We start from the raw sequence: 25,150 nt of genomic DNA on the forward strand, positions 1-25,150 counted from the left end.
AACCCTAGAACAGGAAGTAGCGCTGGGCGAAGGGCAGGTCCGCAGCCGGCTCGCAGGCGAGAAGCTCGCCATCTGCCCGCACCTCGTAGGTCTCGGGGTCCACCTCGATGTGCGGGCAGGCGTCGTTCAGCACCATGTCCTTCTTGCCGATCCCGGAACGGACGTTCGCGACCGCAACGAGCCGCCGCCCGAGGCCGAGACCGGAGAGCGCCCCCTCGGCCAGGGAGGCCGCCGAGACGAAGTGGAGGCCGAGCGCCGAGGGCGCCCGGCCGAACGCGCCGAACATCGGCCGCATGACCACCGGCTGCGGGGTGGGGATGCTCGCGTTCGGGTCGCCCATCGGCGCGGCGACGATCACGCCCGCCTTCAGCACCAGCTCGGGGCGCACCGGGAAGAAGCCCGGCTGCCAGAGGACGAGATCGGCAAGCTTGCCAGGCTCGACCGAGCCCACCTCGGAGGCGATGCCATGCGCGAGCGCCGGGTTGATCGTGTATTTCGCGACATAGCGCTTCGCGCGGAAATTGTCGCAGTCGGGCGGGTCCTCGGGCAGCGGCCCGCGCTGCAGGCGCATCTTGTGCGCGGTCTGCCAGCAGCGGAGGATGGTCTCGCCCACCCGGCCCATCGCCTGGCTGTCGGACGACATCATCGAGATGGCGCCGAGGTCGTGGAGGATGTCCTCGGCCGCGATCGTCTCCCGGCGGATGCGGCTCTCGGCGAAAGCCACGTCCTCCGGGATCCGCGGGTCGAGATGATGGCAGACCATCAGCATGTCGAGATGCTCGTCGAGCGTGTTGATGGTGAAGGGCCGCGTCGGGTTGGTGGAGGAGGGAAGGACGTTGGGAAGGCCGGCCAGGCGAATGATGTCGGGCGCGTGCCCGCCGCCGGCGCCCTCGGTGTGGAAGGCATGGATGGTGCGCCCGCGAAAGGCAGCGATCGTGTCCTCCACGAAGCCGCTCTCGTTCAGCGTATCGGTGTGGAGGGTGACCTGGATGTCGTGCCGGTCGGCGACGGCCAGGCAGCAGTCGATGGCGGCAGGCGTGGCACCCCAGTCCTCGTGGATCTTGAGGCCGCAGGCGCCGGCCCGCACCATTTCCTCGAGCGCTTGCGGCGTGGCGGCATTGCCCTTGCCGAACAGGCCGAAGTTGAGCGGGAAGCCGGCGAGCGCCTCGAGCATCCGCGCGATGTGGAAGGGGCCAGGCGTGCAGGTGGTGGCCAGCGTGCCGTGGGCCGGCCCGGTGCCGCCGCCGAGCATGGTCGTGATACCCGAGGCCAGCGCATGCTCGATCTGCTGCGGGCAGATGAAGTGGATGTGGGCATCCACGCCGCCGGCGGTCAGGATCCGCCCCTCGCCGGCGATAATCTCGGTTCCGGGGCCAATGGGGATGCCCACTTCGGGCTGGATGTCGGGGTTGCCGGCCTTGCCGATGGCCGCGATCCGCCCGTCGCGGATGGCAACGTCGGCCTTCACGATCCCCCAGTGGTCGAGGATGAGGGCGTTGGTGATGACGGTGTCGGGAGCGCCCTCGGCGCGCGAGACCTGCGACTGGCCCATGCCGTCGCGCACCACCTTGCCGCCGCCGAACTTCACTTCCTCGCCCGGGATGGCGAAGTCCCGCTCCACCCGGATGACGAGCGCGCTGTCGCCGAGCCGGACCCGGTCGCCGGTCGTCGGCCCGTACATGCCCGCATAGGCCGCCCTTGCCAGGCGGGTCATCGCTGCTCCTCCCGGGAGGCATCTGGCCCAACGGGCCCCATCACCTCGCCCCGGAAGCCGAAGACGCGCCGCGCGCCCGCATAGGGAACGAGGGTGACGCGCCGCGCCTGCCCCGGCTCGAAACGGATGGCGGTGCCGGCGGGGATGTCGAGCCGGTGCCCCCGCGCCGCCTGCCGGTCGAACGCGAGCGCCGGATTCGTCTCGGCGAAGTGGTAGTGACTGCCGACCTGGATCGGCCGGTCACCCCGGTTCGCGACCTCGAGCACGAGGCGCGGCCGGCCGGGGTTCAGCAGGATCTCGCCGTCTGCAACCAGAATCTCGCCGGGGATCATGCGCTTCGCTCCCGGATCGGCCGATGGACGGTCACGAGCTTGGTCCCATCAGGGAAGGTCGCCTCCACCTGCACGTCGTGCAGAAGCTCGGCCACACCCTCCATCACCTGGTCGCGCGACAGCACGGCCGCCCCCGACTCCATGAGTTCGGCCACGGTGCGCCCGTCGCGCGCGCCTTCCAGCACATGCTCGGTGATGAGGGCGATGGCCTCGGGGACGTTCAGCCTGAGGCCCCGCTCGAGGCGCCGCCGGGCGACGAGCGCAGCAACCACCACGAGCAGCTTCTCGGTCTCGCGGGGAGAGAGCTGCATCAGCAGGCCCACACGCGCGGGAGGTCGCGGGGGAGGCCGAGGACCGCTTCGCGGAGCGCGCCTGCGGCCCGCGTCACTGCATCGCGCAGCGCCCGCGCATCCGCATCCCGCAGCCGGACGAAGAGCAGGTCGTCGAAGGCGCTGGCGCCGCCGCCGCCCGGCGGGACGAGCGCCCGGGCGAGCGGCAGGTGGGACGCCGCATCCGGCCCGGCATAGACGAGGGTTGCAAGTCCGGCCGCGCCGTCCAGCCGGAACCGGTCGGCGAAGGCTTCCGGATCGTCGTCCCCGATCGCCAGCGCATCATGGAGCACGAGCCGATCGTCGCGCCGAACCCGGATGACGTCAAGCACACGGCCGGTCGCGAAGGTCTCGCCACGGGCGCGCCGGCCGAACACGAGGCTCTCGACCGCCAGCACGCGCGCACCTGTGCTCAGGTCGAGCTCGAGCGCGCGCCGCAGGCGCGTCCCGTCGAACAGGATCGCCTCCTGGGCCAGCCAGTCGATGCTCGCGCCTGCCTCCACGCGAAGGCGGGTCGAGACCCGGATGTCGGGATCTCCGGAGCGCACCCGATAGAAGCGTTCGGCTGCCTGGGTAACCAGCGTGGCGGACGCACCCCCGCCCACCCGTGCGGCCAGCGTCAGCGTGTCCCCGCCCGTGAGCCCGCCTGAGGTTACCACCAGGACGGCCTCGTTATGGCCGGGGATCGACGGCTCGGGAAACAGGAACCGGGCGGGTGCGCGCTGGTAGAGCGACTGCAGTCCCCCCGCCGACCAGCCGATGCGGGCTTCTCCGGCCACGCGCGGAAGAGGTAGCGGCCGCGCGGCCGCCACCTCGGGTTCATGGCGCGCGCGGGGAGCGTGGGGCGGCATAGTCGGGGTCGATCGTCTCCCTGCGTCCGGCCCGCTCGCCGGCCAGCCCCGCCTTCGGCTGCCCGTGCTCGACCGTCAATTCCGAAAGATAGCCAGGCTCGCGGATCCCGGCGCGCCGCATCGCGACCCCGGTCAGGCAGGCGTTCAGGATGAAGTTCGCATTGAGCGCGGTGCGGTAGGTGGGATCGAGCATGGGCGCCACCTCGACCAGCTCGAAGCCCACGAGATCGTTTTCCGCACACAGGCGCCGGACGATGGTGATCGCCTCGCGCATGGTCAGCCCGCCGGGCACCGGCGTGCCCGTGCCCGGCGCATAGGCCGGGTCGAGAACGTCGATGTCGAAGCTGATGTAGATCTTGCGCCCACCCTCGCGCGCCTCGGCGAGCGCGCGCTCCATGGTGCCATCCCATCCGCGCTTCAGGATCTCCGCGAAGGTGTGGTAGCGCATCCCGTTGTCGCGCATCCACTCGAAGCCGTCCTTGCCCGGCCAGCCGCCCCGCAGGCCCACCTGAATGTAGTGGCGCGCGTCCACATGGCCTTCCTTGACCGCGCGGTAGACGGGCTGGCCGTGGGTCATGAAGTGGAGCGTGGCCTTGCCGGCATCGTAGTGCGCGTCGAGATGGACGACGCCGAAGCTGCCCTTGCCGTGCACGTCGGCGAGCCCGGCGACGTTCGCATACTGGATGCTGTGATCGCCACCGACGATGAACGGAATGGCACCCGTCCGGGCGATCTCGGCCACGCGCTCGCGCACGTGGCGCATGGTGAGCTCCGTCGACATGTTGTCGACGGCGATGTCGCCATAGTCCACAATGTTGAGCTCCCGGCCCGGGTTCACCATCGTGTACATGTCGTTCCGGGAGATTCCGCCCAGCATCCGCATGTAGGCGGGGGCGTAGCGGGCGCCTCGGTAGCCGGACCCCATGTCGAGCGGCGCGCCGACGATGGCCACGTCCACGCGGCCGGCCTCGAGATCCTCGGGATAGATGGCAACCGGCGCTCCGGCGAAGGTGGCGATGCCGCCGGAGAACTGGCTCATGTAGTAGGAAAGGTGGATGGGGCCGGGCTCGCGCTGCCGGTTGAGCGTTCGCGGCCGCATTGTCTTCCAGGCGTTGAATTCTTCCGACTCGATCGCGAGCGGGATCGCCGCGAGGTCCCGCGCGGGGTCGAACTTGCCCGCCTCCACCACGGCCATCATGCCGTCCACATAGGCCTCGACCTGCTCGAGGCTCCGCCCCTCCAGCCGCTCGATGAGCTTGCGGCGTGACCCGGCGATGCCCTCGGCCTTGTCGGAAAGGAGGAACTCCCGCTTGGCCGGCGGCAGGCGGTCGATGACCGCCTGGAGCGCGGCCGGGAAGGCAGGCCGGGCCGTGTCGGCGCCGAGCGCGCCGGCGCCCGCAAGCGCGACGAGCGCCATGGCAAGCAGGGACAGGCGGCGGGTGCTCATTTCGGTTCCCTTCGCTTCGGGCCCGGCTGCCATTCCGAGCTCACCGGGTGGAGGAAGCCTGGCTGGGTAATGCCCTTCCGGCGCGCCGCGATGCCCGCAAGGCAGGCGTGGACGATGTAAGCGCTGTTGAGGGCCGAGCGGTAGGTCGGGTCCATCGTGGGATCGAGCTCGACGAGCTCGAAACCGACGAGATCGGTCTCCATGCAGAGACGCCGGACGATGGGCACGGCCTCGCGCATCGTGAGCCCGGCGGGGACCGGTGTCCCCGTTCCGGGGACGAAGGCCGGGTCCAGAACGTCGACGTCGAAGCTGATGTAGATCCGGTTGCCATCCGCCTTGGCCTCGGCCAGCACCCGGCGCATCACCGCTTCCCAACCCGATTTCTCCACCTCCACCATGGTGTGGTAGCGCATGCCCTGGTCGCGCATCCATTCGAACAGCTCGAGGCTGGGGCCCTGCGCGCGCAGGCCGACCTGGATGTAGTCGCGGCCGCGGACATGGCCCTCGGCAATGAGGCGGTAGACGGGCTGGCCGTGGTCGATGAGGTGAGCGCGATCCCGCCCGGCGTCGTAGTGCGCGTCGAAGTGGATGACGCTCACCCGCCCCTTGCCGTGGACGTCGGTCACGCCCGCGATGTTCGAATAGGCGATGCTGTGGTCCCCGCCGATCGCGAACGGAAGCGCCCCGGTGCGCGCGATCTCCGCCACCATTTCCCGCACATGCTCCATCGAGCGCTCGGCCGACAGGTTGTCGACCGCGACATCGCCGTAGTCCACCATGCGGAGCACGGCATTGGGTGCCACCATGGTGTACATGTCGAGGCCGGCGCCCATCCGCGCGGTGCGCATCGCGGTGGGCCCGAGGTGCGCTCCGCGCGTGCCCGAGCCGAGGTTCAGCGGAACGCCGAAGAGCGCCACATCCACCTCGCCGGCTTTCAGATCCTCCGGCGTCAGCGCGACTGGCAGGCCGAAGAAGGTCGGAATGCCACTGCGGCCCTGCACGTAGCGGGCAAGCGAGAACGGACCGGGCGACCGCGGCGGGTCAAGCCCCGGCGGCCGACGAACCTTCCACGCGTTGAAGCCGCTCGCCTCGGGGTTGAGAGGGATGTTCGGGCGGTCCCGCTGGGCATCGAAGCGGCTTGCAGCCTCCGCCTCCATCAGCGCCCGGGCAAGCTCGGCGATCTCTCCCGGAGTCATCGCGCGAAGGCGCCGTTCAAGGCTGCCCTCGACCGGGAAATAGCGCCGGGCCGCCTTGGAACGCAGAAATGCCGCAGACTCTGCCGGCAGGCTGGCGAGCCCCGCCTCAATGTCGGGTGGCAAGCGGAGCGGCTGCGCCTCCTCCCCGGAGCGGGCGGGCAGGGCTGCTGCAATGCCGATCGCAGACAGGAGGCTGGCGCCCAGCCATGCAAGCCAAGCCGAGACCCCGCCACGCATGCTTCTTGCGTAGCGGCTCCGGGTGGTGCTGCGGCTACGTCAAATGCCGGATGCGCCTCGCGGGTCCGACCGCGTAGCGCGACACATCATGCAGAGTTGGCGACTGCAGATCGGCATGAGGTCTCTGCCCGGGGCAAGGCATGTCACCGTGCGGGCTGCCGCCGCAGCCCTGATCGCTGCGCTGCCGGCCAGTGCTGGCGCAGGGCAGGAGCCAAGGCCGGTTCTCGAGATCGAGGAGCCGGGAACCGAGGTCCTCGCCCCTTTCACGCCCCACCGGCTTTTCCTGTCGACGGGGGACGGCTTCACAATTGTCGACGGCCGGTCACGGAAGGTCGAGGGGGTGCTCTACGCCGGGGCCGCGCCCGTGATCGATGTCGCGCCCGAGGGGCGGCGGATCTTCGTTGCCGAGACCTACTTCAGTCGGGGGAATCGGGGTACGCGAGTCGACCTCGTCTCGATCTACGACGGACGCACGCTCGAACTCCTGTCGGAAATTCCGGTGCCCGGGCGGCTCATCGCTGGCGGCCGAAGCAACTATTTCGCGCTCTCCGGTTCGGGGCGCCGCGCCTACGTCTATGATTTCGACCCGGCGACAAAGGTTCACGTGGTGGATACCGAGCGCCGGCGGCTTCTTTCCACGATCGAGATCCCGGGCTGCGGGCTCGTCTATCCGGTGCGGGATGATGGCTTCGCAACGCTCTGCGCGGATGGGTCGATCGCCTTCGTGCCCGTGGATACCCGCGGGCGCGGCGAGATCATCCGTAGCGCGCCGGTGTTCGATGCCGAGCGCGACCCGGTCTTCGAGGAGAGCCTCGTGGACCGGCAGACGGGCGAGGGTCTCCTCGTCACGCTGACGGGGCGGGTGATTCCAGCCTCCCTCGGCCGGGAGATCCGCTTTGGCGAGCCCTGGAGCCTCCAGCAGGCAGCCGGGCTCGCACCGGCGACCACGGGCGTCCAGCACCGGACCTGGCGACCCGGCGGACGCCGCCCCTTCGCATTCCACCGGGCATCCGGGCGCCTGTTCGTCCTCATGCACGAGGGCAAGCACTGGTCTCACTACGATCCGGGAACGGAGGTCTGGGTGGTCGATGTCGGCGAGCGGCGGGTCGTGGCCCGCCACCCCCTGCCGACGGCCGGCCGGCTCGTCGGCGTCTCGGAAGGAGAAGATCCGCTGCTCTTCGTCGCGGGCGAAGGCGACTGGCTGTGGGTTCTGGAACCTGCGAGCGGGAAGATCCTCGGCCAGCTGCCGGAGATTCGGCGGCCGGGCATGATCCGGACTTCGGGGCTCTGATGCCATCGATGGAGCTTGTCCTGGCAGTCGCGGCGGCCGCCGGCATCGGTGCGGCCTCCGCGAGTTTCCTCGCCTCGGCCCGCGCCAAGCTGCGGGCCCCGCTCGCCTTCCGGACAGCCGTTCGTGGCTATGGCGTCGTCCCCGAAAGGAGCCTCACCACGGTCGCCGTCGCCGTCCCGTACCTCGAGGCCCTCGCTGCGGTGGGGCTCGTGGCCGCCCTCCTGGGCGGCGACGTTCGACTGGCTGCCCCCGCGATCGCCCTCGCCGTCGTCTTCGCGCTGGCCGTCGCGGCCGCGATCCGGGCCGGCCGATCGGCGATCGACTGCGGGTGCCGGCCGGGCCGACGCCGTCCGCTGGGGCCTGATCTGGTTGCGGGCAACCTGCTCCTTGCCCTCGCCCTCCCGCTCGCCGTCGGGCTTGTCGGGGCGCTTCCGGCCGCGCTTCGCGCCTTCTGCGCCTGCGCCGGGGCTGCCGGGTTTCTGCTGCTCGACTCCGTCCTTGGCATCTTGGCAGCACGCGCGCGAGCGGGCGTGGCAACTGCCGGGACCTCGGCGAAATGATCGAGGTCGTCGTCATCCTGCTGGTTTTGGCCGTCGGAGTGCTCGGGGTCGCGGTGGTGGCGCTGGCACGGCAGGTGGGTGTCCTTCACGAGCGGATTGCGCCCGTCGGGGCCCTCGTCGCCGACACCGGGGCAGCTCCAGGCGCAGTTGCGCCGGCAATCACCGCGCCAACGCTTGCCAACGGAGTGCGCACGATCGGCCCCGGGCAGATTGCGTCGCGGGGGCTGCTGCTGCTCTTCGTCGGCTCGGGTTGCCCGATCTGCAAGCGCGTGGTGCCGCTTGCGCAGGTGCTGGCGCGTGCCGAGCGCCTCGAACTTCTCCTCGTGGCGGATCCCTCCGATACGGGGCTCGAGCTCTTCGTCTCGCGATTCCGCCTGCCGCCCGAACGCATCCTCCTGAGCGAGGAAGCTGGCCGCACCTACGGCGTGGCCCAGCTCCCGACCGCCGCCCTCCTCGACACAGACGGCCGACTCATCGCGCGGGGGCTCGTAAACAGCCGGGAGCACCTCGAAAGCCTGCTCGAGGCACGCCGCCTCGGCCACCCCACGCTCGGGACATATCTCGCCGAGCGGCCGGCCACGCCGGTCCAGGCATGACGGAGAGGTCGCGATGAGAGACAGCGGGCACCTTGATCGGCTTGCCGAACGGCTCACGCGCCTGCTTGCCTCCCGGCTGTCGCGGCGCAACATCGTCTCTCGCCTTGGCGTGGCGCTCACAGCCGCCCCGGCCCTGCCGCTCCTGCCCTACGGGCGCGCCAGCGCGGAAACCGCCGAGGCCGAACTCACGGACATCCAGAAAGACGCACAGACCAAGGACGACACGCGCTGCACCTACTGGCGCTACTGCGCCATCTCAGGCTCGCTTTGCACCTGCTGCGGCGGCACCACCTCGCGCTGCCCACCGGGAAGCGAGCCGTCGCTCACGTCCTGGATCGGCACCTGCCGGAACCCGGATGACGGCCGCTTCTACGTGATTGCCTACCGCGACTGCTGCGGCATGGCGGCGTGCGGACGGTGCCGGTGCAGCCAGCATGATGAGGCATCCCCCGCCTACCGGCCGGAACTGAACAACGAGATCATCTGGTGCTTCGGCACGCGGTCGATGCAGTACACTTGCTCGACGGCCGCGATCGTCGGACTTGCCGAGTGAGGCTGCGCCTGCCCTGGCGGGCTGCAGGCTGGCGCCGCGCGGGCAGCTTCGAGGCTTGCCTTTTCGCCCTGCTCCCTGGTCTTCTGGGCCTCGCCGCGGCCCAGGCCGCCGCATCTCCAGACACGGGCGTGCGCGCTCTGGGCCGGGTCGAGACGCGCTACCTCCTGCGCTGCGGCGGCTGCCATGGCACGCAGGGACGGTCACCCGAGACGAACGTGCCCTCGCTCAGCGGGCAGGTGGGCTGGTTCCTCTGCACCGCGGAGGGCCGGTCCTATCTCCTGCGGTTGCCGAACGTCACCCGCGCGCCCTTGAGCGATGCCGAGCTCGCCGAGCTGATGAACTGGGTTGTCTTCCGGCTCGGCGGGGCTTCCGTGCCTGCCAACGCCCAGCCTTTCACCGCGGAGGAGGTACAGGCGGCTCGCGCGCGGCCCCTGCTCTCCACCACCCTTGTTGCCGACCGGCAGGAGATCGTCAGCTCGCTCATGCAGCGGTGCAGTGCCCCGGCGAGCCTCGCTGCCTACGGACGCAACAGGGGCGGGGGCGACGCGGTCTTGCGCGTGCGCTGACGCGTTCTGCCGGACGGCGGGACGGCCGCGCCCAAGCCCACGCTCCGGCGCCCGAGGCCCCGGCGCGATGGGGACGTTGACGAGAGCAGAGCTGTGTCCAGCTGCTCTGCTATCTCGAACAGTTCTCCGGCAAAGCCGACGCAGAAAAATGCCAGGGCTCCCATCGAAGAGATGCGTCCAGGCTGTCCAACGTGGCAAGGGAGGCTTCACGTCTTTTGATCCTGCCATTCGAAGGGCATCGACGCGGCAGCATGCGGCAGGAGCGCAAGGCCGAGCGAGGTTTTCCGGCTGCAGCTGCGCGGGCCTGCCCGGCTCGAGCGCGCGGAAGGGTCGGGGAATGGGTTCCGGTTCCGCTAGGAAGCCGGGCCCTTGCCCCCTTGCCGTTCTCGCCCGCGCTGGCCGGCAGGGCGAGTGGCGGAATCGTCTTGGCAGGCTCCTGTGGGAGCGCTCCGCCCCCGGTAGACGCAGGACAGCCTGCGCCAGTGCCTCGCCGAGATCGGCCGGCGCGCAGGCCCTCTCATCCTCCGCTTCGTTGCGGGCCATCCGCTCGAGGCGCGCGCAGCGCCGGGCCGCGCGCCCCAGGCCGACGTCCGGACCCAGGTGTTCGGGCTGGCGGCGGCCGTCGAGGGCGGGCTCGACCCGGGCGCCCATGTGCAGGCGCTCGCCGCGCGCCTTGCGATCATGTCCGGCGTGCGCGGGCGATGGCTCCTCCGCCCGATTCGCCGGGCGGAGGAGAAACGCATGACCAGCACTCCCAACACCAGCACCCCCGATCTCGTCGTTGCCAAGGTGAACCATTGGGCCGTGCCGGCCTGCGACACGCCTGTCTTCCTGCTCCAGGTGCCGCGCGGCGAGAGCCGGGAGCCGGCCCACCATCTGGTGCTCGCCGCCTGGGAGTATGACCCGGAGCAGGCGACCACCCAGGAGCAGGTGGACGACTGCGCGGCCGTCGCGGCCGCGTTCAAAGCGTTGGCCCCGACCGGCGCGGAGGCGCGGATCGCGGCTGCCAGCCCTCTCGCCGGGCTCTCGGTGACGCAGCGCCCCTGCACCACCCCGCCCGGGCTGCTGACGCGGCGGCGGCGACATGGGCGCCCTCCGGGGGGCTGCGCGGCCGGGAGCTCGGTTCGCGCGCTGGGCGTCACCCGCCTCGGTCTTCTGACCGGTCTTGACCGGCTCGGGCTGCCGGTCGCGCAGGCCGTCCCGCCGCTGGCGCGCGCCATCGGCGTGCACGCGGGCAAGGGGTTCGACCCGACCGCCGGTTCGTGGGCGGCAAGGTCCCCGCCGCTCTCCCGCTCCAGTGGGTAGAGGCCAAGGCGCTTGCCGGTGCGTCCTTCCGCGTGCCGCTCGCGCAGGTGCGGATGGACTTCACCGGCGCCCACCCGCTCACGGTCTCGAGCAACGGCAATGCCTCAGGGGAGACGCGTGCGGGGGCGCTCCTTGCCGGCCTGCTCGAAGTCATCGCGCGCGCCGCGATTGCCGCCTGGCTCGGGCAGGACCCGCTGGCGCGCGGGCTTGCCGCCCTGGCGCCGGACGGGCATGCCGACGCGGCCGTCCGCACCCTTCTCGCCCGCGCGAGGGACGCCGGCATCGGCGTGCGGTTCCACGCGCTTCCCAGCGCGGCCGGCGTACCGGTGGTCGCCTGCCAGCTCCTCGAGCTGCGGCCCGACCGGGTCGCCGGGCGGGTGGCCGTGGGGACGGCCGCGCGGCCGACGCTTGCCGGAGCGATCCGCAATTCGCTTGCCAAAGCAGCGCAGGTGCGGCGGACCCGGATTGCCGGGGCCCGCGAGGACCTGCCGACACCTGCAGCCGAGGACGCGGACAATGGCTTCGGCGCCCATCTGCCCTGCCGCCGGGGCTGGCCCGCAAGGGTCTCGCCCGCGCGGGGTTCCGGGAGTGCGACAGCGCCGACCCGCTGGCCTGGACGGTCACGCGGGTCGTGGCGGCCGGATTTGCGGATGTCGGCCATGTGGACATGCGCGTTCCCGGCTGCCCGCTGGCAGTGGTGAATGTGGTCGTGCCGGGAATGCGCGACATGCCGCCCCCGCCGGGACCGGGTGCAGGGCCATGACCGTCCTCGTCTTCGTCGGGCCGACGCTCGCCGGCGAGGCGCTGCCCGAGGGCTTCGAGGCCAGGCCGCCGGCAGCCGCCGGCAAGATGCTGGAACAAGCGCCCGCACAGCCTGCCACGCTGGGCCTCATCGACGGGCTGTTCGGGCGCGTCCGCAGCCCCTGGCACAAGGAGCTGCTGCACCTCATGGCCGCCGGCCACCGGCTCATCGGCGCAGCCAGCATGGGCATGTTGCCCACGCGCCCGCCGCGCTCGGCTGGCAGCCGGTCTCGGTCGCGCTCGTCGACGTGCGGGCCACTGCCGCCTGCGCTCGCCGCGCCGGGCTGCTTGCGGCGCTGCCGCGCGTCGAGCGGCAGCTGAAGCGCGCGGATGCGCGGGCGGCGCTGGCACTGGCGCTGCGGCCGCGCTGCCCGCGGCTGCCGCCGCTTCCCATCGCGCCCCCGCCCGACACCGGTGCGCTTGCCCGCATCCGCAGCGGCGACGGGCGGCAGGTGGGCGCATGACATTCGCGTGAAGCCGGGGCCACGCGGACGCGGCGGCAGGCAGGGTGGGGAGATGACCGAACCCCCTTCTCCGGGCCCGGCCGAGGGAGGTCCGGACCCTGTCTATTCCGCGACCGCCGAAGCGGAGGTGCGGTTCGCGCTCTTGGCCGCGCTCGGTGCCGGCGGCGGCCGCCACCCGCGGGACTGGCGCCAGGACACGCCGGCAGCGCTGCTGGAAGACGTCGGCCCGGCCGGCTGGCAGGTCCGCCTCCAGGCGGCGGCGCGAAACCTCGAGGATGCCGGCTACCGCTGCGCTGCCGCGACACCCGAAGCCGCTGCCGCGCTGTTCGGCGAGCCGCTCGCCGCCTCGGTTGCAGCGATCGTCGCAGGCCTTGGCAAGGTCTGGCCGCGCATGACACCGGCAGGAAAGGAGACGAAATCCCGAATGGCAACCTGTCGCGGGCGGTTGTCGGGCCAACCGTGCTTCTCTCGCCGGCGGCCGCGCGTCCTTCCGCAAGGTTCGGCGTCGCCTGAGTCGCCGCTCCTGATCGAATCTCATCTTCCGAAGGCGCTCATCGAGGTCTCCGGTGCCCTCATGGTGCGCGGCTGCGCCAACGACGACACCGCAACGCTCTGGGCAACGCTCGAGGCAACGTTCGTGGCAAAGCCGCTCGCGGTGCGCAGGCACGGCGTGCTTTCCTCCGTCAACGCCGCCTCGGCCAATCGCGGCCCGGAGGTCCTGGGCAAGATCGTGAAACTCTTTCTCAAGGCCGCGACCCTGGGCACGGCCGGATTCGCGCCGCGGAAGGCCATGACCTGCACCGAGGCGGCCATCGCCCTCATCAGGGAGGTCACGGCAAGGGAAACCCGGATCCGGACGCTTGAAGAAGAACAGGATCGCAATCCCTCCGAGGCACGGGCCGCGCACATCGCGATGCTCAAGAGCGAGGTCGCAGCGCCCCGGGCAACCCGGCTCCGTCTGCCTTGGACGGCTCTGTCGATCTTGCGCCTTCCCACCTGAGCGCGAACCCGGGAACAACGGTGGTGGCCTCGACGGGCCAAAGCGTCACGATCGTTCGCTCGGCCTTCGCGGAGGATCCGGCCACCCTGCTTGCCGGCTTCGAGCCTGCCGGGCAGATGACCGTGGCGGTGGCGCTTCCCAAGGCTCTGCCCCCCGACGCGCAGGAACACGCCGCTGCCGATGAGACGGCTGTGCAGCCAGCCAATCCCGAGGCCGCCGCGCTGGTGCTCCCCTCCCCGGCCAAGGTCGATGTCGTGGTCATGCTTGTGCTGCGCGCCACGGAGCCGAACGGCGGGATTGCGGCGTCGCAGGTGCTGGCCGATGTCCCGATGCGGCAGTGGGGCCCTTTGCAGCGCCTGCCGCTGCGGGCGGGCTTCGGCCGCACGCGGACCTTCCAGGCAGAGTTCGACGCCTTCGGGCAGCAAAGCGAGACAAGCGTGGCCACGACGTCGCGCGCGGCGGCCATCACGGGCGGCCCTGCCGGGATTGCCACGGATGCCGAAGCCTTCGCCACTGCCTACAGCCCCGCGGCACGCGAGAAGGCGAAACGCGATCGGCTGCCGGTCCAGCAGGAGCTCAACCGGCTGCGGGCCTGCCGGGAAGCGGCCGGCAAGAGCGACCTCTGGTGGGATTGCGATACCGTCCTTGCGCCGTCCGGAAAGGCCGGAACGCCCGCCCTATGAAGGCGGGCCGGCCGAGCCGACGAGGGTCGCCGGGCATGCGCCCGGTCCGTCGCCCGGGCGGCCGAGCCAGACATCCCAGCAGGCTGCGCGCGCCCGGTCGACGCCGACGCTCTCGACGCGGAAGCGCAGCCGCCGGCCCAGCGGATTCTCGGTCAGCCGCAGGGTGAGATCGGGCTGCATGGTGACGAAGCCGGCCCCCCGCGTCTCGGGGCAGTCGGCAAGGTCGAGATCCCCGCCTGCCGGGATCGCCAGACGGAGCGGTGCCCGCGCCAGCGCCTCGGCGCTCAGCTGCCGCACCTCGCCGTTCTGGAAGGTGTCGGGGCGGGCCTGGGCATGGCCGGGGCTGGAAGGCAGCAGGGCGGCGTGCAGGGTGGCAAGGCCGCCGATTGCATCCAGGGTACATATGGTCATCCTCCGTGTCTGCCGGCGAAGCGTGCCGGCGGGAGAACCATGCCCGAAGGCACCGCGGAAGAGCGTGCGCCTCATGGCCCATTCCCTGCGCTTTCACGGGAATTTCCGGATGCGCCGGGGCTTGCCGGACATGGAAGGCCTCCGCCGGAGGGGTGCTCCGGCGCGGGCCCGACCCTGCGGGGTGGTCAGGCCCTGACGGCAGCGCGCGGGCCGCGGCGGCGCAGCGCCGAGCCGATCACGGCGCCGGCCTCGTTCAGGGCGCGGACGGTTCCGGACGGGCGGAACGAGCGGCCGTGTTCGCGCCATCGCACCGTCGCGCCGTCCCGCACAGGACCATCGCTGCCCCATGAGCCGGACTGGCCGAGGATCACGCCAGCGTCGTTGATGTCCCTGCCGCTGTCAGACACATGGAAATCGCCGTTAGGCTCCACCAGCTTGGGATAGACCGTGAAAACATCGCCCTTGCTGTCTGAGCGCAAGGCCAGAGTTCCGTCTCCGCCGAGTTGAAAGAGACTGCCCACCATCACCCCATGGTTCTTCAGGCCCCAGCCGATGAACCGGGCGGAGGTCACGCCCGGGGGCAGTCCATAGCCAGTGCGCGGCGATGACAGCGCGCCCGCCGACCCGATCACCGCCTGGGCCTAGGCGTCGACGCCGCCCGACGTTGGGACAACGATCTCGCCGGCAGTGTTGAACGCCGCCGGCTCCGCTCAAGCCCCCGTCTCGATCACCAGACCCTGAGGCGGGCTGGCCTCCGCCGCCGCCAGCACGACCCGTGCTGCTCCACTCATCACCCGTTCCATCGCCTGCCTCCTGAGGCTCGTCCGCCTGCTTGCGAACGCGAGCAGCAAGACCGCACCGCAGGCGCCCTGCACCCGCCGGCCACGGATTTCTCACGGTCGTTTCACGCGTCCGGCTTCGCAGCGGCAGCGCCGCCCCGCCCGGGGTCGGCAGCGGGTCAGGCCTGCCCGTGCTCCATCCCGCTCCCAGCCGCGGTTTCCGCGGTTGCGATGAGCCGGGCGGTCCGCACGAAACTGTCGGGGTTGAGGGAGATGGAATCGATCCCCTGCGCAACGAGGAAGCGGGCGAAGTCCGGGTGGTTGCTCGGCGCCTCGCCGCAGATGCCAACCGGAATACCGCGGGCATGGGCCTTCGCGATGGCCTCGGCAATGGCGCGGGTGACGGCGGGATTCCGCTCGTCGAACAGGTCGGCCAGCAGCTCAGAATCCCTGTCGACGCCGAGGATCAGCTGGGTGAGATCGTTGGAGCCGATCGAGAAGCCGTCGAAGCGCTCGGCGAACGCCTCCGCGAGAAACACGTTCGCGGGGATCTCGCACATCATGTAAACCTCAAGGCCATCCTCGCCGCGGACAAGACCGTGACGGGCCATCTCCGCCAGCACGCGGTCGGCCTCCTCGGGCGTACGGCAGAAGGGGACCATCACGATGAGGTTGCGGAAGCCGATCTCGCGGCGCGCCATGGCCAGCGCCCGGCACTCCAGCGCGAACCCCTCGCGATAGGCCTCGTGGTGGTAGCGCGCGGCGCCGCGGAAGCCGAGCATCGGGTTTTCCTCGACCGGTTCGAACGCCTGCCCGCCGACGAGATGGGCATATTCGTTGGTCTTGAAGTCGCTCAGCCGGACGATCGCGGGGTGGGGGAAGAAGGGCGCGGCGAGGCGGCTGATGCCGCGGGCCAGGGTGTCGACGAAATAGTCGGCCGGGCTCGGATGGCCCGCGGCCAACGCCTCGAGGCGGCGGCGGTCGGCCTCGCCGAGCCGTTCCGGGTGGACCGCGGCCATCGGGTGCACCTTGATGAGGTTTGCGATGATGAACTCCATGCGTGCAAGACCGACGCCCCGCGCCGGCAGCCGCCACCAGGCAAAGCCCGCCGCCGGGTCCGCGAGGTTGAGCATGATGCGGGTGCGGGTCTCCGGGATCGTGGCGAGGTCGATGTCCTCGGTCTCGAAGGGAAGGATGCCCCGATAGACCAGCCCCCGCGCCCCGGAGGCGCACGACAGGGTCACGGCCTCGCCGTCCGCCAGGTCGTGGGTGGCAGTCCTCGTGCCGACCACCGCCGGGACCCCGAGCTCGCGGCTGACGATCGCGGCATGGCTGGTGCTGCCACCTCGGTCGGTGATGATGCCGGCCGCCCGCTTCATCACCGGCACCCAGTCCGGGTCGGTGTTCTCCGTCACCAGGATCGCCCCGTCCCGGAAGTCTTCGATCTCCGAGGCGTCGCGGATGATGCAGGTCCGGCCGGTGGCGATCGCACTGCCGACGGCAATCCCGGTCAGGACCGGCTCTGCCTTCGTCTGCAGCCGGAAGGTGCGCAGGACCGAGCCCGACCCGGCCGCGTGGACCGTCTCGGGCCGAGCCTGGACGAGGTAGAGCAGCCCGTTGCCGCCGTCCTTGGCCCATTCGAGGTCCATCGGCCGGCCGTAGTGGCGCTCGACGGCAACCGCCCAGCGGCCGAGTTCGCAGATCTCGGCGTCGCTCAGCACGAACGACTGGCGCTCGGCTGGCGTGCAGGGCACGACGCGGGTGCGGCTTCCCCCCTCGTCGGCATAGACCATGCGGATCGCCTTGTCGCCCAGCGCCTTCTCGATGATCGGCGCGGTGCCAGGGGTGTCGAGAAGGGGCTTGAACACGAGATACCGGTCCGGGTTCACGGCGCCCTGGACGATCGTCTCGCCAAGACCCCAGGCGGCGCTGATGCTCGCGACCTTCGGGAACCCTGTCTCGGTCTCGAGCGTGAACATGACGCCAGACCCGGCAAGATCGGCCCGCACCATCTGCTGGACCCCAACCGAAAGCGCGACCGAAAGATGATCATAGCCCTTCGCTTCGCGGTAGCTGATGGCCCGATCGGTGAAGAGGGAGGCGAAGCAGCGGAGGCAGGCGTCAAGGAGCGCAGCTTCGCCCCGGATGTTAAGATAGGTCTCGTGCTGGCCGGCAAAGCTCGCGTCCGGCAGATCCTCGGCCGTCGCGCTGCTGCGGACGGCGACGGCCGGATCGGAGGTTCCAAGCCGCTCCGCGAGCGCGGCGTAGGCGGCCCGGATGTCGGCAACGAGCGGATCGGGCAGGCGGCCCGCGAGGATCAGGGCCCGGATAGCGTGGCCGCAATCCTGCAGGCTCGTCTGCCCCGAACGAAAGCGCTCGAGGCGGGTGCGCAACTCCGGCTCGAGGCCATTTTCGGCAAGGAAGGCGCGATAGGCATCGGCCGTGGTCGCAAACCCGTCGGGAACCCTGACGCCGGCTGCGCCGAGCGCGCGGATCAGCTCCCCGAGGGATGCGTTCTTGCCGCCGACGATCGGGACGTCGCGGACCGACAGTTCGGCAAACCACCGGACGTTCAGCAAGCCTGGTTGCGCAGCCATCAGCTCGTCATCCTCCTGCCTGCATTCGAACACCCCCGCGCCGGATTGGACCGCGACCGGGTGTCCGGAGCCTCCCCGATATGGGTCACGGCGCCCTCTTCAACTAGCCGGTGATGGCGGAGGCGTCGGCTTCGGCGTCAGCGGTCGGAATGCTGCCGCTGGGCCCTGCCAGCCTGCGGCGATCGAAACGGTCAACCCGCATCTGCATCGCAGATTTGGGAACACGCCCGCTCCGCTTTCGGCACGCCCCTTGTCGTCGCGTTCGGGATGCTGTTGCTCGGGGACTGGATTTCGGCCCCGACCTGCCGCTCCGCCCGCTGCCGCTCCGCCCGCTGCCGCTGCGGCCGCTTGCCGGGACAGGAACGTGGGATGCTCAGAATCGGAACCGGATGCCCGCGGTTGGGCCGTGGGCCATGACATCGAAGCGGAAGGCCCGAAGTCCCTCGCCCGTCTCATACTTCATGTAGATGACGCGGTAGCCAAGCTTGGCCTGGACGCTTTCGGACAGGCGGACGCCAAGGGTCGGCCAGGCCTGCGCCGCGATGTCGGAGCCGGCGCCGAACCCGCCCACATCGGCGAGCATGGCGAGATCGACCGTGCGGGACAGCGGCCCGCGGACCCGAAGCCCGACCAGCGGGTCGACCCAGGTCTCCGAGTTCCGGACGGCCACGGGTGCGCCCGTGCGGGGATCGGTTGCCGAGATGTCAACGCCAAGGTCGTTCACCCGCACGCCTGCATAGGCCTCGGCAAAGCGGTGGATCCGGGCGAGCCCCATGACCGCATAGGCGCCCTGGTGGCCGCCGACCCGGTCGACCAGCCCGCGCCGCTCCATCTCCAGGTTCATGTAGGTGCCGTCGAAGGCGAGGCCGAACCGCCCGTTGTTGGCCTCGAGCAGGCCCATCACCCCCCAGTTCAGGTTGGCGAACAGGTTCCTCGGGCTGGTGGAGCCGCTGAACCTGACCGGCCCGATGCCGGTCGCGCCGTTCATGAAGGGCGCCATGAGATAGGGCTCGGCGGTGAAGGTCCAGCGCCGGCTGCCGGCTGCCGGCGCGGCGCTGGCTGGTGCCGAGCCCAGGATGATGAGGATGCAGGCCAGCAGCCGGAACGCAAACATTCGGAATATCCTTTTCCGATGCGCAGGCTTGTAATCTTAGCCTTACCGTGGCCTGATCACCAGAGCCACGACAGAATGAGAAGGACAGCCTGAGGTCCGGGAGGTCCCTGGGAAATCCTGGCGTTGAGCAAGCCCGGCGATGCCGGCCCGGCGCCTGGCGGCCGCTCAGACCCGGCCCCGGCGTGTTGCAGACGGAGCGGCTTCCGCCCAAACACGTCGGATGGAAGGTCGGGAGGCAGTTGAGCGTCGCCTGCTCGAGGCCGCGCGCAGCCTGTGTCACGAATCGGGTCTGTCAGCGCTGACCTTCCGCGGCATCGCCCGCAAGGCCGGGATGTCGGCGGGCGGGCTCGCCGGACGGCACGCCAGTCTCGACGCATTGCTCGCCTCGATCGCCGAGGCGGAGGTTCGGGACATGGCGGCCTGGCTCGGCGGGTGGCGGCTGCGCCTGCCTCTGGGCCAGACAACCGACGATGCCATGGTGGCGCAGGCGATCGAGGCGCTGCTCGACGACTGGGCGCGCAACCGCTGCGGCTCCGCCCACCTGCAGGCGGCGCTGCGCGTCTCCGCCCCGCTGCTGCCGGCTGCGCTCCGCACGAGCCTCGCCGAAATCGACCGGGTGCTGGAGCAGTTCCTGGCCGCGCTGTCGCAGGGCCACCCGGCATCGCCGGGCGGGCTTGCTGCGGTCCTTCACGCCATGCTGGTCGACGAGCTGGCCTTCACGCTGTGCATGGGCGATCTGCCCGCCTATCGCTGGCTTCGCTGGAGATGCCTCCGGCACCTTCTGGCTGGCCTCCCGCCGTCCGATCCGCCGGAACTGCCGGCCCTGCTTGCCGAGCTGGAAGCGCTTTCGATCACGGCCGAAGCCGACGGGAAGCCAGCCGAGGGCGTTGGCGGACTCGTCGCCGACTCCATCGCCGACCTTCTCGAAGAGGGCAATCTTGGCGCCATCTCGCACCGCAAGGTGGCCGCACGGCTCGGCATGGCGCACACGAGCGTTGCGCATCACTTCCCGACCGCGGCCGCCCTGATGCGGGCAGGGCTGACGGCCCTCTATCGTCGGATTCGCAGCGGCGCGCGGAACGACGTGGCGCTGGCCGAACGCGTGGCGCGCGCAAGCCATGGGCTGGCCCTTGCTGCTGCGAGGGATCCCTTCTTCCGCCCCTATGCCATCGACATGCGCTGGCGCCGGGGCGAGAATCTCTGGCCGCTTCTGCCTGCCATGATGGGCGATGGCAGCGCTCCCGGAAGCCATCGCCTGAACGCGCAGCTGATTTCCCTGACCTTCCTCGGCGCCTGTCTTTCCGCCGACGGGCTCCAGCCGGACCGGCTGCAGCGGCTGCGGCAGGCGCTCGATACCATCCGACGGGCCATGCCGTCCGTACACCCGTCCTGATATCGCATCAAAGTTCACGATAGAGCCATACAAGCGTCTTGGTGATGTAATCTGCGGCGCATAACGCGCACCCACCGAGAGTTCAGAGGACATTCCCGATGATTCGTTCGACCGCGACACGCGCGGCGGGTGCCGCTGCGCTGCTTCTCGCCGCACCTGCGTTCGCCCAGGACGCAACCGATCAGGCTCCCACTGCAGACGCAGCGGCGCAGGATGATTTCGACGTCATCGTGGTGACGGCGAGCGCGATCGGGCAATCGAAGTTCGAGACGTCCTACGCGATCACCAGCATCAGCCAGGAGGAGCTGGTGCGTCTTGCGCCGCTCAGCACCGCCGACCTCCTTGGCCAGATCCGCGGGATCTTCGCCGAGGCCAGCGGCGGCGAGGCCTCCAACGTCTATCGCGTCCGCGGCATCCCGAACGAAGGCAGCTTCCAGGCCTTCCAGGAAGACGGGATGCCCCTTTATCCCGAGTCTGCCGGCTTCTTCTTCACCGGCGATGGCATCCAGCGCACCGACATCATGACCGAGCGCTACGAAGCCGTGATCGGTGGCCCGGCACCCGTCTTTGCCACCAACGCGACCTCCATCTACAATCTCGTCACGCGGCAGGGGACGGACGAGCTGAAGGGCGAAGTGCGGCTGACGCTCGGCGACACCGGCCTCTACCGCGGCGAGGCGTTCCTTTCCGGCCCGCTCGGTCCGCGTACCTATTTCGCCGCGGGCGGCTTCTTCCGCTATCACGATGGCTACCGGAAGAACGGCTTCAGAAGCGACGAGGGCGGCCAGGTGCGGCTCAACCTCCGGCACGCGTTCGAGCGGGTGGAAGTCCGCGCGCACTTCAAATATTTCAACGACCGCAATGTCTTCTACCTGCCGATCCCGCTGGCCGACCCGCGCGATCCGAGCCGCTCGCTCAACGAGTTCGTCAACATCTTCACCGGCACGCTGAACACGCCCGCGCTTGCCAACGGGCGCGCGGTCTTCCGCTACACCAGCGCCGATGCCGGCGGCGCAGTCACCACCGAGAACCGGTCGCTCGATGACCTGCGCCACACCCGCTATGTGGCGACGGGTCTTGAGGTGACCTTCCGGCCGCTCGACGGGCTGACGGTCGTGAACCGCTTCCGCTACACCCGCGGATGGCTCGATTTCGACGCCATCTATTCCGCGCAGAACCCGCAGGATGCCAATCTGTTCGCTGCCGCCCGGCTGAACGCCGCGCGCGCCGCCTTCGGGCCGGGGGTCGCGCGGCTGGGCTATGCCTTCGCCGGCTCGCGCGGACGCGAGACCTATGATCCGGCGACCGAATCCGGCCTCGTGATCCCGCTCGACTATCGCGCCATCAAGAACCGCTTCGAGGCATTCCAGAACGACTTTCGAGTCACCGGCGAGGTGGAACTGCTCGGCCGGCACCAACCGACGTTCGGGCTCAACCTCGCGCTCTTCAACTCGGACTCCACCTGGCGCAGCCAGGCCTATCTCGCGCAGGTCCGCTCGCAGCCGCGGCTCATCGATCTCGTCGCCTTCGACGCGGCCGGAAACCCGGTCGGCTTCGTCACCGACAACGGCGTGCTCGCCTATTCGAACACCCTCATCTCCGGCCAGTCCAACGTCGACCAGTGGGACATCTATGCCGCCGACAGCTGGTCCATCACCGAGGACTTCACCCTCGAGGCGGGCCTCCGTCACACCATCTACGATGGGCAGGGCTTCTTCCGCGAGCCCCGGCCCTTCAACCTTGGAGACCCCACGACGCTTGCGGACAATGCCGCGCTCGGCTTCTCGGGCGCGAGAGTGCCAACGAAGGTCAACCACAGCCACACGGCATGGACTGCCGGCGCCAACTGGACGGTGAGCAATCGCGTGGGCCTTTACGCGCGCGCGAGCCGCGCGTTCCGCGGCCCGAACGAGTTCAACCTCATCATCCCGGCCATTCCGAACGTGACGTCCGCCCGGCAGTATGAGGCAGGGGCGAAGCTGAGGCTTCCGGACTTCTCGCTGTTCGCCACTGCCTTCTACAGCAAGTTCGACCCCTTCACCGCCACCCTGTTCGCGGAGAATCCCGACGGCTCGCTCGGCTTTGCCGCCTTTGTCGGCAGGGTCGTGAGCCCGGGTGTCGAGGCCGAGTTCTCGTGGCGGCCTGCGCGCATCTTCGCGCTCGACGGAACGATCACCTACAACCGGCCGCGCCTCGGCAACTTCGTGAGCGCCACCGGGGCGACCGTGGTGCGCGCGGAAGGCAATCTGCCAATCCGCCAGCCCGAGATCTACGGGAACATCCGCCCGTCGCTGTTCTTCGACGCCGGCGGCTTCGACATGACGCTCTTCGCGCGCTTCAACTTCATCGGCCGCCGTTTCGTCGATCTCGAGAACCAGACCGAGATGCCCGGCTTCCAGACGCTGCAGGCCGGCCTCAGCGCCTCGCGCGGGGGGCTGGCGCTGCAGCTGGTCGGCGACAATCTGACCAATGCCCGCGGCATCACCGAAGGCAATCCGCGGCAGGACCAGCTGTCAGGCCAGGGCGCGGCGACCGTGATCTACGGCCGGCCGATCTTCGGCCGGAACGTCCGCCTGGTGGCCAGCTATGCCTTCTGATCGACGCGCCTTCCGGGAAGGCCCCATGCCCATGCGGAGGAAGGCGGTGCAGGCCCGGCTCGTCTGGGTGGCGGCGGCGCTGGCAGCCGCGCCCGTCCTTGCGGACGAATCGGCGCTCCGCATCAACCAGATCCAGGTGATTGGCACGCACAACAGCTATGCCCTGCCGCCGGACCCCCGCGCGCTCGACCTCATGGCGCCGCGCGTGGATGCGCTGTTCGAGGCGATGCGCGAGCGGATGACGCCCGCGATGCGCGCAAGCTTCGAGGAGGAGCATCCCAACCGTGTCGAGGGGGGCATCCGCGCCAGCCTCGACTACATCCATCCGCCGATCGAGGCGCAGCTGCGGGCCGGCGCGCGCAGCCTCGAGCTCGACCTCTTCCCCGACCCCGAGGGCGGCCTCTATGCCGATCCGCTGCCCTACCGCGAGCTCCGCGCCAGGGGCGTCAAGGACCTTGCCCCGTTCCACGGCGCGGAACTGCGCGAGCCGGGCCTCAAGGTCTTCCACATGGCGGATGTCGATTTCCGCTCCTCCTGCCCGCGCTTCCGCGACTGTCTCCGGATCCTCAGGGCATGGTCGGACGCCAACCCCGGCCATGCGCCGCTCTTCATCCTGCTCGAGCCCAAGTGGGGCGGGCTCGACCAGGCGATCCCCGGTGCCGCCAAGGTCGCCCCCTGGGATGCGGCCGCCTTTGCCGAGGTGGACCGCTCGATCCTCGAGATCATTGGCCGCGACCGGCTGGTGACGCCCGACGACGTCCGCGGCCGCCACCGGACGCTCGAGGCGGCCGCGCGCGCCGGTGCCTGGCCGCGCCTGGCTGAGGCGCGCGGGCGGATGCTGTTCCTGTTCATCGTGCCGGGCCGCAACTTCGAGGCCTTTCGCCCCTATTTTGCCGGCGCGCCGTCGCTCGAGGGGCGGGTGGCCTTCGTCCAGGGCGAGCCGGGCATGGCGCACGCCGCCTTCGTGATGGTTGACAATGCGCTCGCCCGGCCCGGACGGATCGGGGAGCTGGTGCGCCAGGGCTATCTCGTCCGCTCGCGGGCCGACATCGACACGGGGGAGGTGCGCGCGAACGACACCACCCGCCGCGATGCGACCATCGCAAGCGGCGCCCAGATCATCCACACGGACTATCTCCTGGCACCCAACATCTTCGGCAACGGCTACCAGGTCCCGCCCTTTCCGGGCGGCTTCCGCTGCAACCCGGTCAATGCGAGGTGCGACGTCCCGGGCGACGCGACCCGCTGACTCCTGGGCCACCCTCCTCGATCCTCGCGCCCTCGCGGAAGCCGCACCAACCCATGCGGCCCGCGCTGCGCTGCGGCACCGGTCCGTCGCGGCTCTGCCCCCCGATGCGGCGGCCGGCGTTCGCTGGGCCGGTTCCGGCCGCCGGGCGGACCGAAGTTGCCAGCTGCGGGGGGCGCACTTCATCTGCCGAACGGTCGGGAATTGGAACGGGGGGCCAATGTGCTTTCGTTTCCCATCGCCCAGAGAGGTCTTCCGGCCCGATCTCCTGGCGTCTGCCCTCGGCTTCGGGATCGGTGCGCCGTGCATGACAAGTGCGGGCACTCGAACGATTGGGAAATTCGGATACTGTTCTGACGATCTTCCGCGGGTTGGAAGTGGAAGATCCTTAGGTATCGGCTGCGATCTCGAGCTCGAAGGGATGCTGACGGCCGAAGAGAGTCTTACCGATTGCGGGTCATCTAGCCGTCTCATTCACCGCGAGTCGGCCCTATGGCTTGCGCCCAAGTTCAGGCTTGGCACCTACTGGCCCTGCTGGCCCGCTTTGCAGCGCGTCCGCAGACGCCTGCCCTAAAGAAGCTGACCTCCATGGACGGCGATTCGCTGCCGACTTCCCGCCGACGTGACACTTCGCCCTTCTCCCACTCGTGGCTCGACAGCGGTGCAGGCGATAGCTCCGAACGCCGCCTTTCAATTTCAGATGACCCCGGTTGGTGCTTTCGGGACATTCCTGACGGTGATCGAGACCGGCTGCAGGCAAAGCCCATTGACCCCCGCAACGCAGCGCAATTCACAGCGGGAGGCGCCACTTGGCGTTGGACACGAGGCTTGGCTAGAGACAGGCAGGTCTCAAACAGGGTCCCACGGCAAGGTGCACAATTTTCTCGACGGATGGATCGCGGCCGGGCTCGCTTGGCTAAACACCTACTACACGCCGACAGTTGCCTTAATTGTCAGCCTTGGGATCGTTGGATGGACGATATGGCTAAGATGGGAACTGCGCCAGAAGACTACTCCTCTCATCAGCGCACTTCAAAAGGTAAATAAGTCCCTAGATCCAGTGCGTCAAGCCGCAGGGCCGGATGACG

Annotated in this window: 23 protein-coding genes; 13 read left to right on the top strand and 10 right to left on the bottom strand. The window is 70.0% G+C overall.

The window, feature by feature from the left end; translation table 11 throughout:
- Positions 1–4: 4 nt before the first annotated feature.
- From H3H34_RS04450 to H3H34_RS04475, 6 genes are read right to left on the bottom strand one after another with little or no spacing between them, the layout of a single operon-like run.
- Positions 5–1,714: an urease subunit alpha gene (locus H3H34_RS04450; RefSeq protein WP_194743994.1), complete on the bottom strand. Its 1,710-nt coding sequence runs from the start codon at positions 1,712–1,714 to the stop codon at positions 5–7.
- Positions 1,711–2,046, bottom strand: a complete 336-nt coding sequence (locus H3H34_RS04455) for an urease subunit beta (RefSeq protein WP_194743995.1) — start codon at positions 2,044–2,046, stop codon at positions 1,711–1,713. The genes H3H34_RS04450 and H3H34_RS04455 overlap by 4 nt, the downstream gene beginning before the upstream one ends.
- Positions 2,043–2,357, bottom strand: a complete 315-nt coding sequence (locus H3H34_RS04460; RefSeq protein ID WP_194743996.1) for an urease subunit gamma — start codon at positions 2,355–2,357, stop codon at positions 2,043–2,045. The genes H3H34_RS04455 and H3H34_RS04460 overlap by 4 nt, the downstream gene beginning before the upstream one ends.
- The gene (locus H3H34_RS04465; protein WP_194743997.1) at positions 2,357–3,154 is read right to left on the bottom strand and encodes an urease accessory protein UreD; all 798 of its coding nucleotides are present in this window, start codon (positions 3,152–3,154) and stop codon (positions 2,357–2,359) included. The genes H3H34_RS04460 and H3H34_RS04465 overlap by 1 nt, the downstream gene beginning before the upstream one ends.
- Positions 3,155–3,194: 40 nt before the next feature.
- Positions 3,195–4,673 (bottom strand): agmatinase family protein, encoded by a 1,479-nt coding sequence (locus tag H3H34_RS04470; RefSeq protein ID WP_194743998.1) that lies wholly within the window; start codon positions 4,671–4,673, stop codon positions 3,195–3,197.
- Entirely contained in the window at positions 4,670–5,869 is a 1,200-nt protein-coding gene (locus H3H34_RS04475) for an agmatinase family protein (protein ID WP_235945270.1), read from the bottom strand. The genes H3H34_RS04470 and H3H34_RS04475 overlap by 4 nt, the downstream gene beginning before the upstream one ends.
- Positions 5,870–6,254: 385 nt before the next feature.
- On the opposite strand from H3H34_RS04475, the gene H3H34_RS04480 reads away from it, so the two are divergent.
- From H3H34_RS04480 to H3H34_RS04525, 10 genes are all read left to right on the top strand, one after another.
- Positions 6,255–7,397, top strand: coding sequence for an amine dehydrogenase large subunit (locus tag H3H34_RS04480; RefSeq protein ID WP_194744000.1), 1,143 nt, complete (start codon positions 6,255–6,257; stop codon positions 7,395–7,397).
- Positions 7,397–7,957 (top strand): MauE/DoxX family redox-associated membrane protein, encoded by a 561-nt coding sequence (locus H3H34_RS04485; protein WP_194744001.1) that lies wholly within the window; start codon positions 7,397–7,399, stop codon positions 7,955–7,957. The genes H3H34_RS04480 and H3H34_RS04485 overlap by 1 nt, the downstream gene beginning before the upstream one ends.
- A complete protein-coding gene (locus H3H34_RS04490) occupies positions 7,954–8,553 on the top strand; it encodes a thioredoxin domain-containing protein (RefSeq protein ID WP_194744002.1) in 600 nt (199 codons plus the stop codon). Before H3H34_RS04485 ends, H3H34_RS04490 begins: the two co-directional genes overlap by 4 nt.
- Positions 8,554–8,566: 13 nt before the next feature.
- Positions 8,567–9,106 (top strand): methylamine dehydrogenase light chain, encoded by a 540-nt coding sequence (locus tag H3H34_RS04495; protein WP_194744003.1) that lies wholly within the window; start codon positions 8,567–8,569, stop codon positions 9,104–9,106.
- 128 nt (positions 9,107–9,234) lie between these two features.
- Positions 9,235–9,672, top strand: a complete 438-nt coding sequence (locus H3H34_RS04500; RefSeq protein WP_194744004.1) for a hypothetical protein — start codon at positions 9,235–9,237, stop codon at positions 9,670–9,672.
- 600 nt (positions 9,673–10,272) lie between these two features.
- Positions 10,273–10,977: a hypothetical protein gene (locus tag H3H34_RS04505; RefSeq protein WP_194751853.1), complete on the top strand. Its 705-nt coding sequence runs from the start codon at positions 10,273–10,275 to the stop codon at positions 10,975–10,977.
- Positions 10,935–11,678, top strand: coding sequence for a YcaO-like family protein (locus H3H34_RS04510; protein WP_194744006.1), 744 nt, complete (start codon positions 10,935–10,937; stop codon positions 11,676–11,678). Before H3H34_RS04505 ends, H3H34_RS04510 begins: the two co-directional genes overlap by 43 nt.
- 58 nt (positions 11,679–11,736) lie before the next feature.
- Positions 11,737–12,099, top strand: a complete 363-nt coding sequence (locus H3H34_RS04515) for a TfuA-like protein (protein WP_194744007.1) — start codon at positions 11,737–11,739, stop codon at positions 12,097–12,099.
- Between the two features lie 270 nt (positions 12,100–12,369).
- Positions 12,370–13,242 carry a hypothetical protein gene (locus tag H3H34_RS04520; protein WP_194744008.1) on the top strand — a complete coding sequence of 291 codons (873 nt, stop codon included), beginning with the start codon at positions 12,370–12,372 and terminating at the stop codon, positions 13,240–13,242.
- A gap of 20 nt (positions 13,243–13,262) precedes the next feature.
- Positions 13,263–13,925: a hypothetical protein gene (locus tag H3H34_RS04525; protein ID WP_194744009.1), complete on the top strand. Its 663-nt coding sequence runs from the start codon at positions 13,263–13,265 to the stop codon at positions 13,923–13,925.
- On the opposite strand, the gene H3H34_RS04530 is transcribed toward H3H34_RS04525, so the two are convergent.
- From H3H34_RS04530 to H3H34_RS04545, 4 genes are all read right to left on the bottom strand, one after another.
- A complete protein-coding gene (locus tag H3H34_RS04530) occupies positions 13,920–14,336 on the bottom strand; it encodes a hypothetical protein (protein WP_194744010.1) in 417 nt (138 codons plus the stop codon). The two genes, H3H34_RS04525 and H3H34_RS04530, sit on opposite strands and share 6 nt — an antisense overlap.
- Positions 14,337–14,521: 185 nt before the next feature.
- A complete protein-coding gene (locus H3H34_RS04535; RefSeq protein ID WP_194744011.1) occupies positions 14,522–14,968 on the bottom strand; it encodes a hypothetical protein in 447 nt (148 codons plus the stop codon).
- Positions 14,969–15,294: 326 nt separating this feature from the next.
- Positions 15,295–17,712: a phosphoenolpyruvate synthase gene (gene ppsA / locus H3H34_RS04540; protein ID WP_194744012.1), complete on the bottom strand. Its 2,418-nt coding sequence runs from the start codon at positions 17,710–17,712 to the stop codon at positions 15,295–15,297.
- Positions 17,713–18,085: 373 nt separating this feature from the next.
- Complete coding sequence (locus H3H34_RS04545) at positions 18,086–18,826, bottom strand: hypothetical protein (protein ID WP_194744013.1); 741 nt, start codon at positions 18,824–18,826, stop codon at positions 18,086–18,088.
- A 220-nt stretch (positions 18,827–19,046) separates the two neighbouring features.
- Here H3H34_RS04545 and H3H34_RS04550 point away from each other — a divergent pair, with 220 nt between their 5' ends.
- The 3 genes from H3H34_RS04550 to H3H34_RS04560 all read left to right on the top strand — a co-directional run bounded on the left by H3H34_RS04550 (position 19,047) and on the right by H3H34_RS04560 (position 24,065).
- Entirely contained in the window at positions 19,047–20,219 is a 1,173-nt protein-coding gene (locus H3H34_RS04550) for a TetR/AcrR family transcriptional regulator (RefSeq protein ID WP_194744014.1), read from the top strand.
- Positions 20,220–20,317: 98 nt separating this feature from the next.
- Positions 20,318–22,816, top strand: coding sequence for a TonB-dependent receptor (locus tag H3H34_RS04555; RefSeq protein WP_194744015.1), 2,499 nt, complete (start codon positions 20,318–20,320; stop codon positions 22,814–22,816).
- Between the two features lie 25 nt (positions 22,817–22,841).
- A complete protein-coding gene (locus H3H34_RS04560; protein ID WP_328831223.1) occupies positions 22,842–24,065 on the top strand; it encodes a Ca2+-dependent phosphoinositide-specific phospholipase C in 1,224 nt (407 codons plus the stop codon).
- The last annotated feature ends 1,085 nt before the right edge of the window (positions 24,066–25,150 follow it).

The organism is Thermaurantiacus tibetensis, assembly GCF_015354055.1.
Lineage (GTDB): Bacteria > Pseudomonadota > Alphaproteobacteria > Sphingomonadales > Sphingomonadaceae > Thermaurantiacus > Thermaurantiacus tibetensis.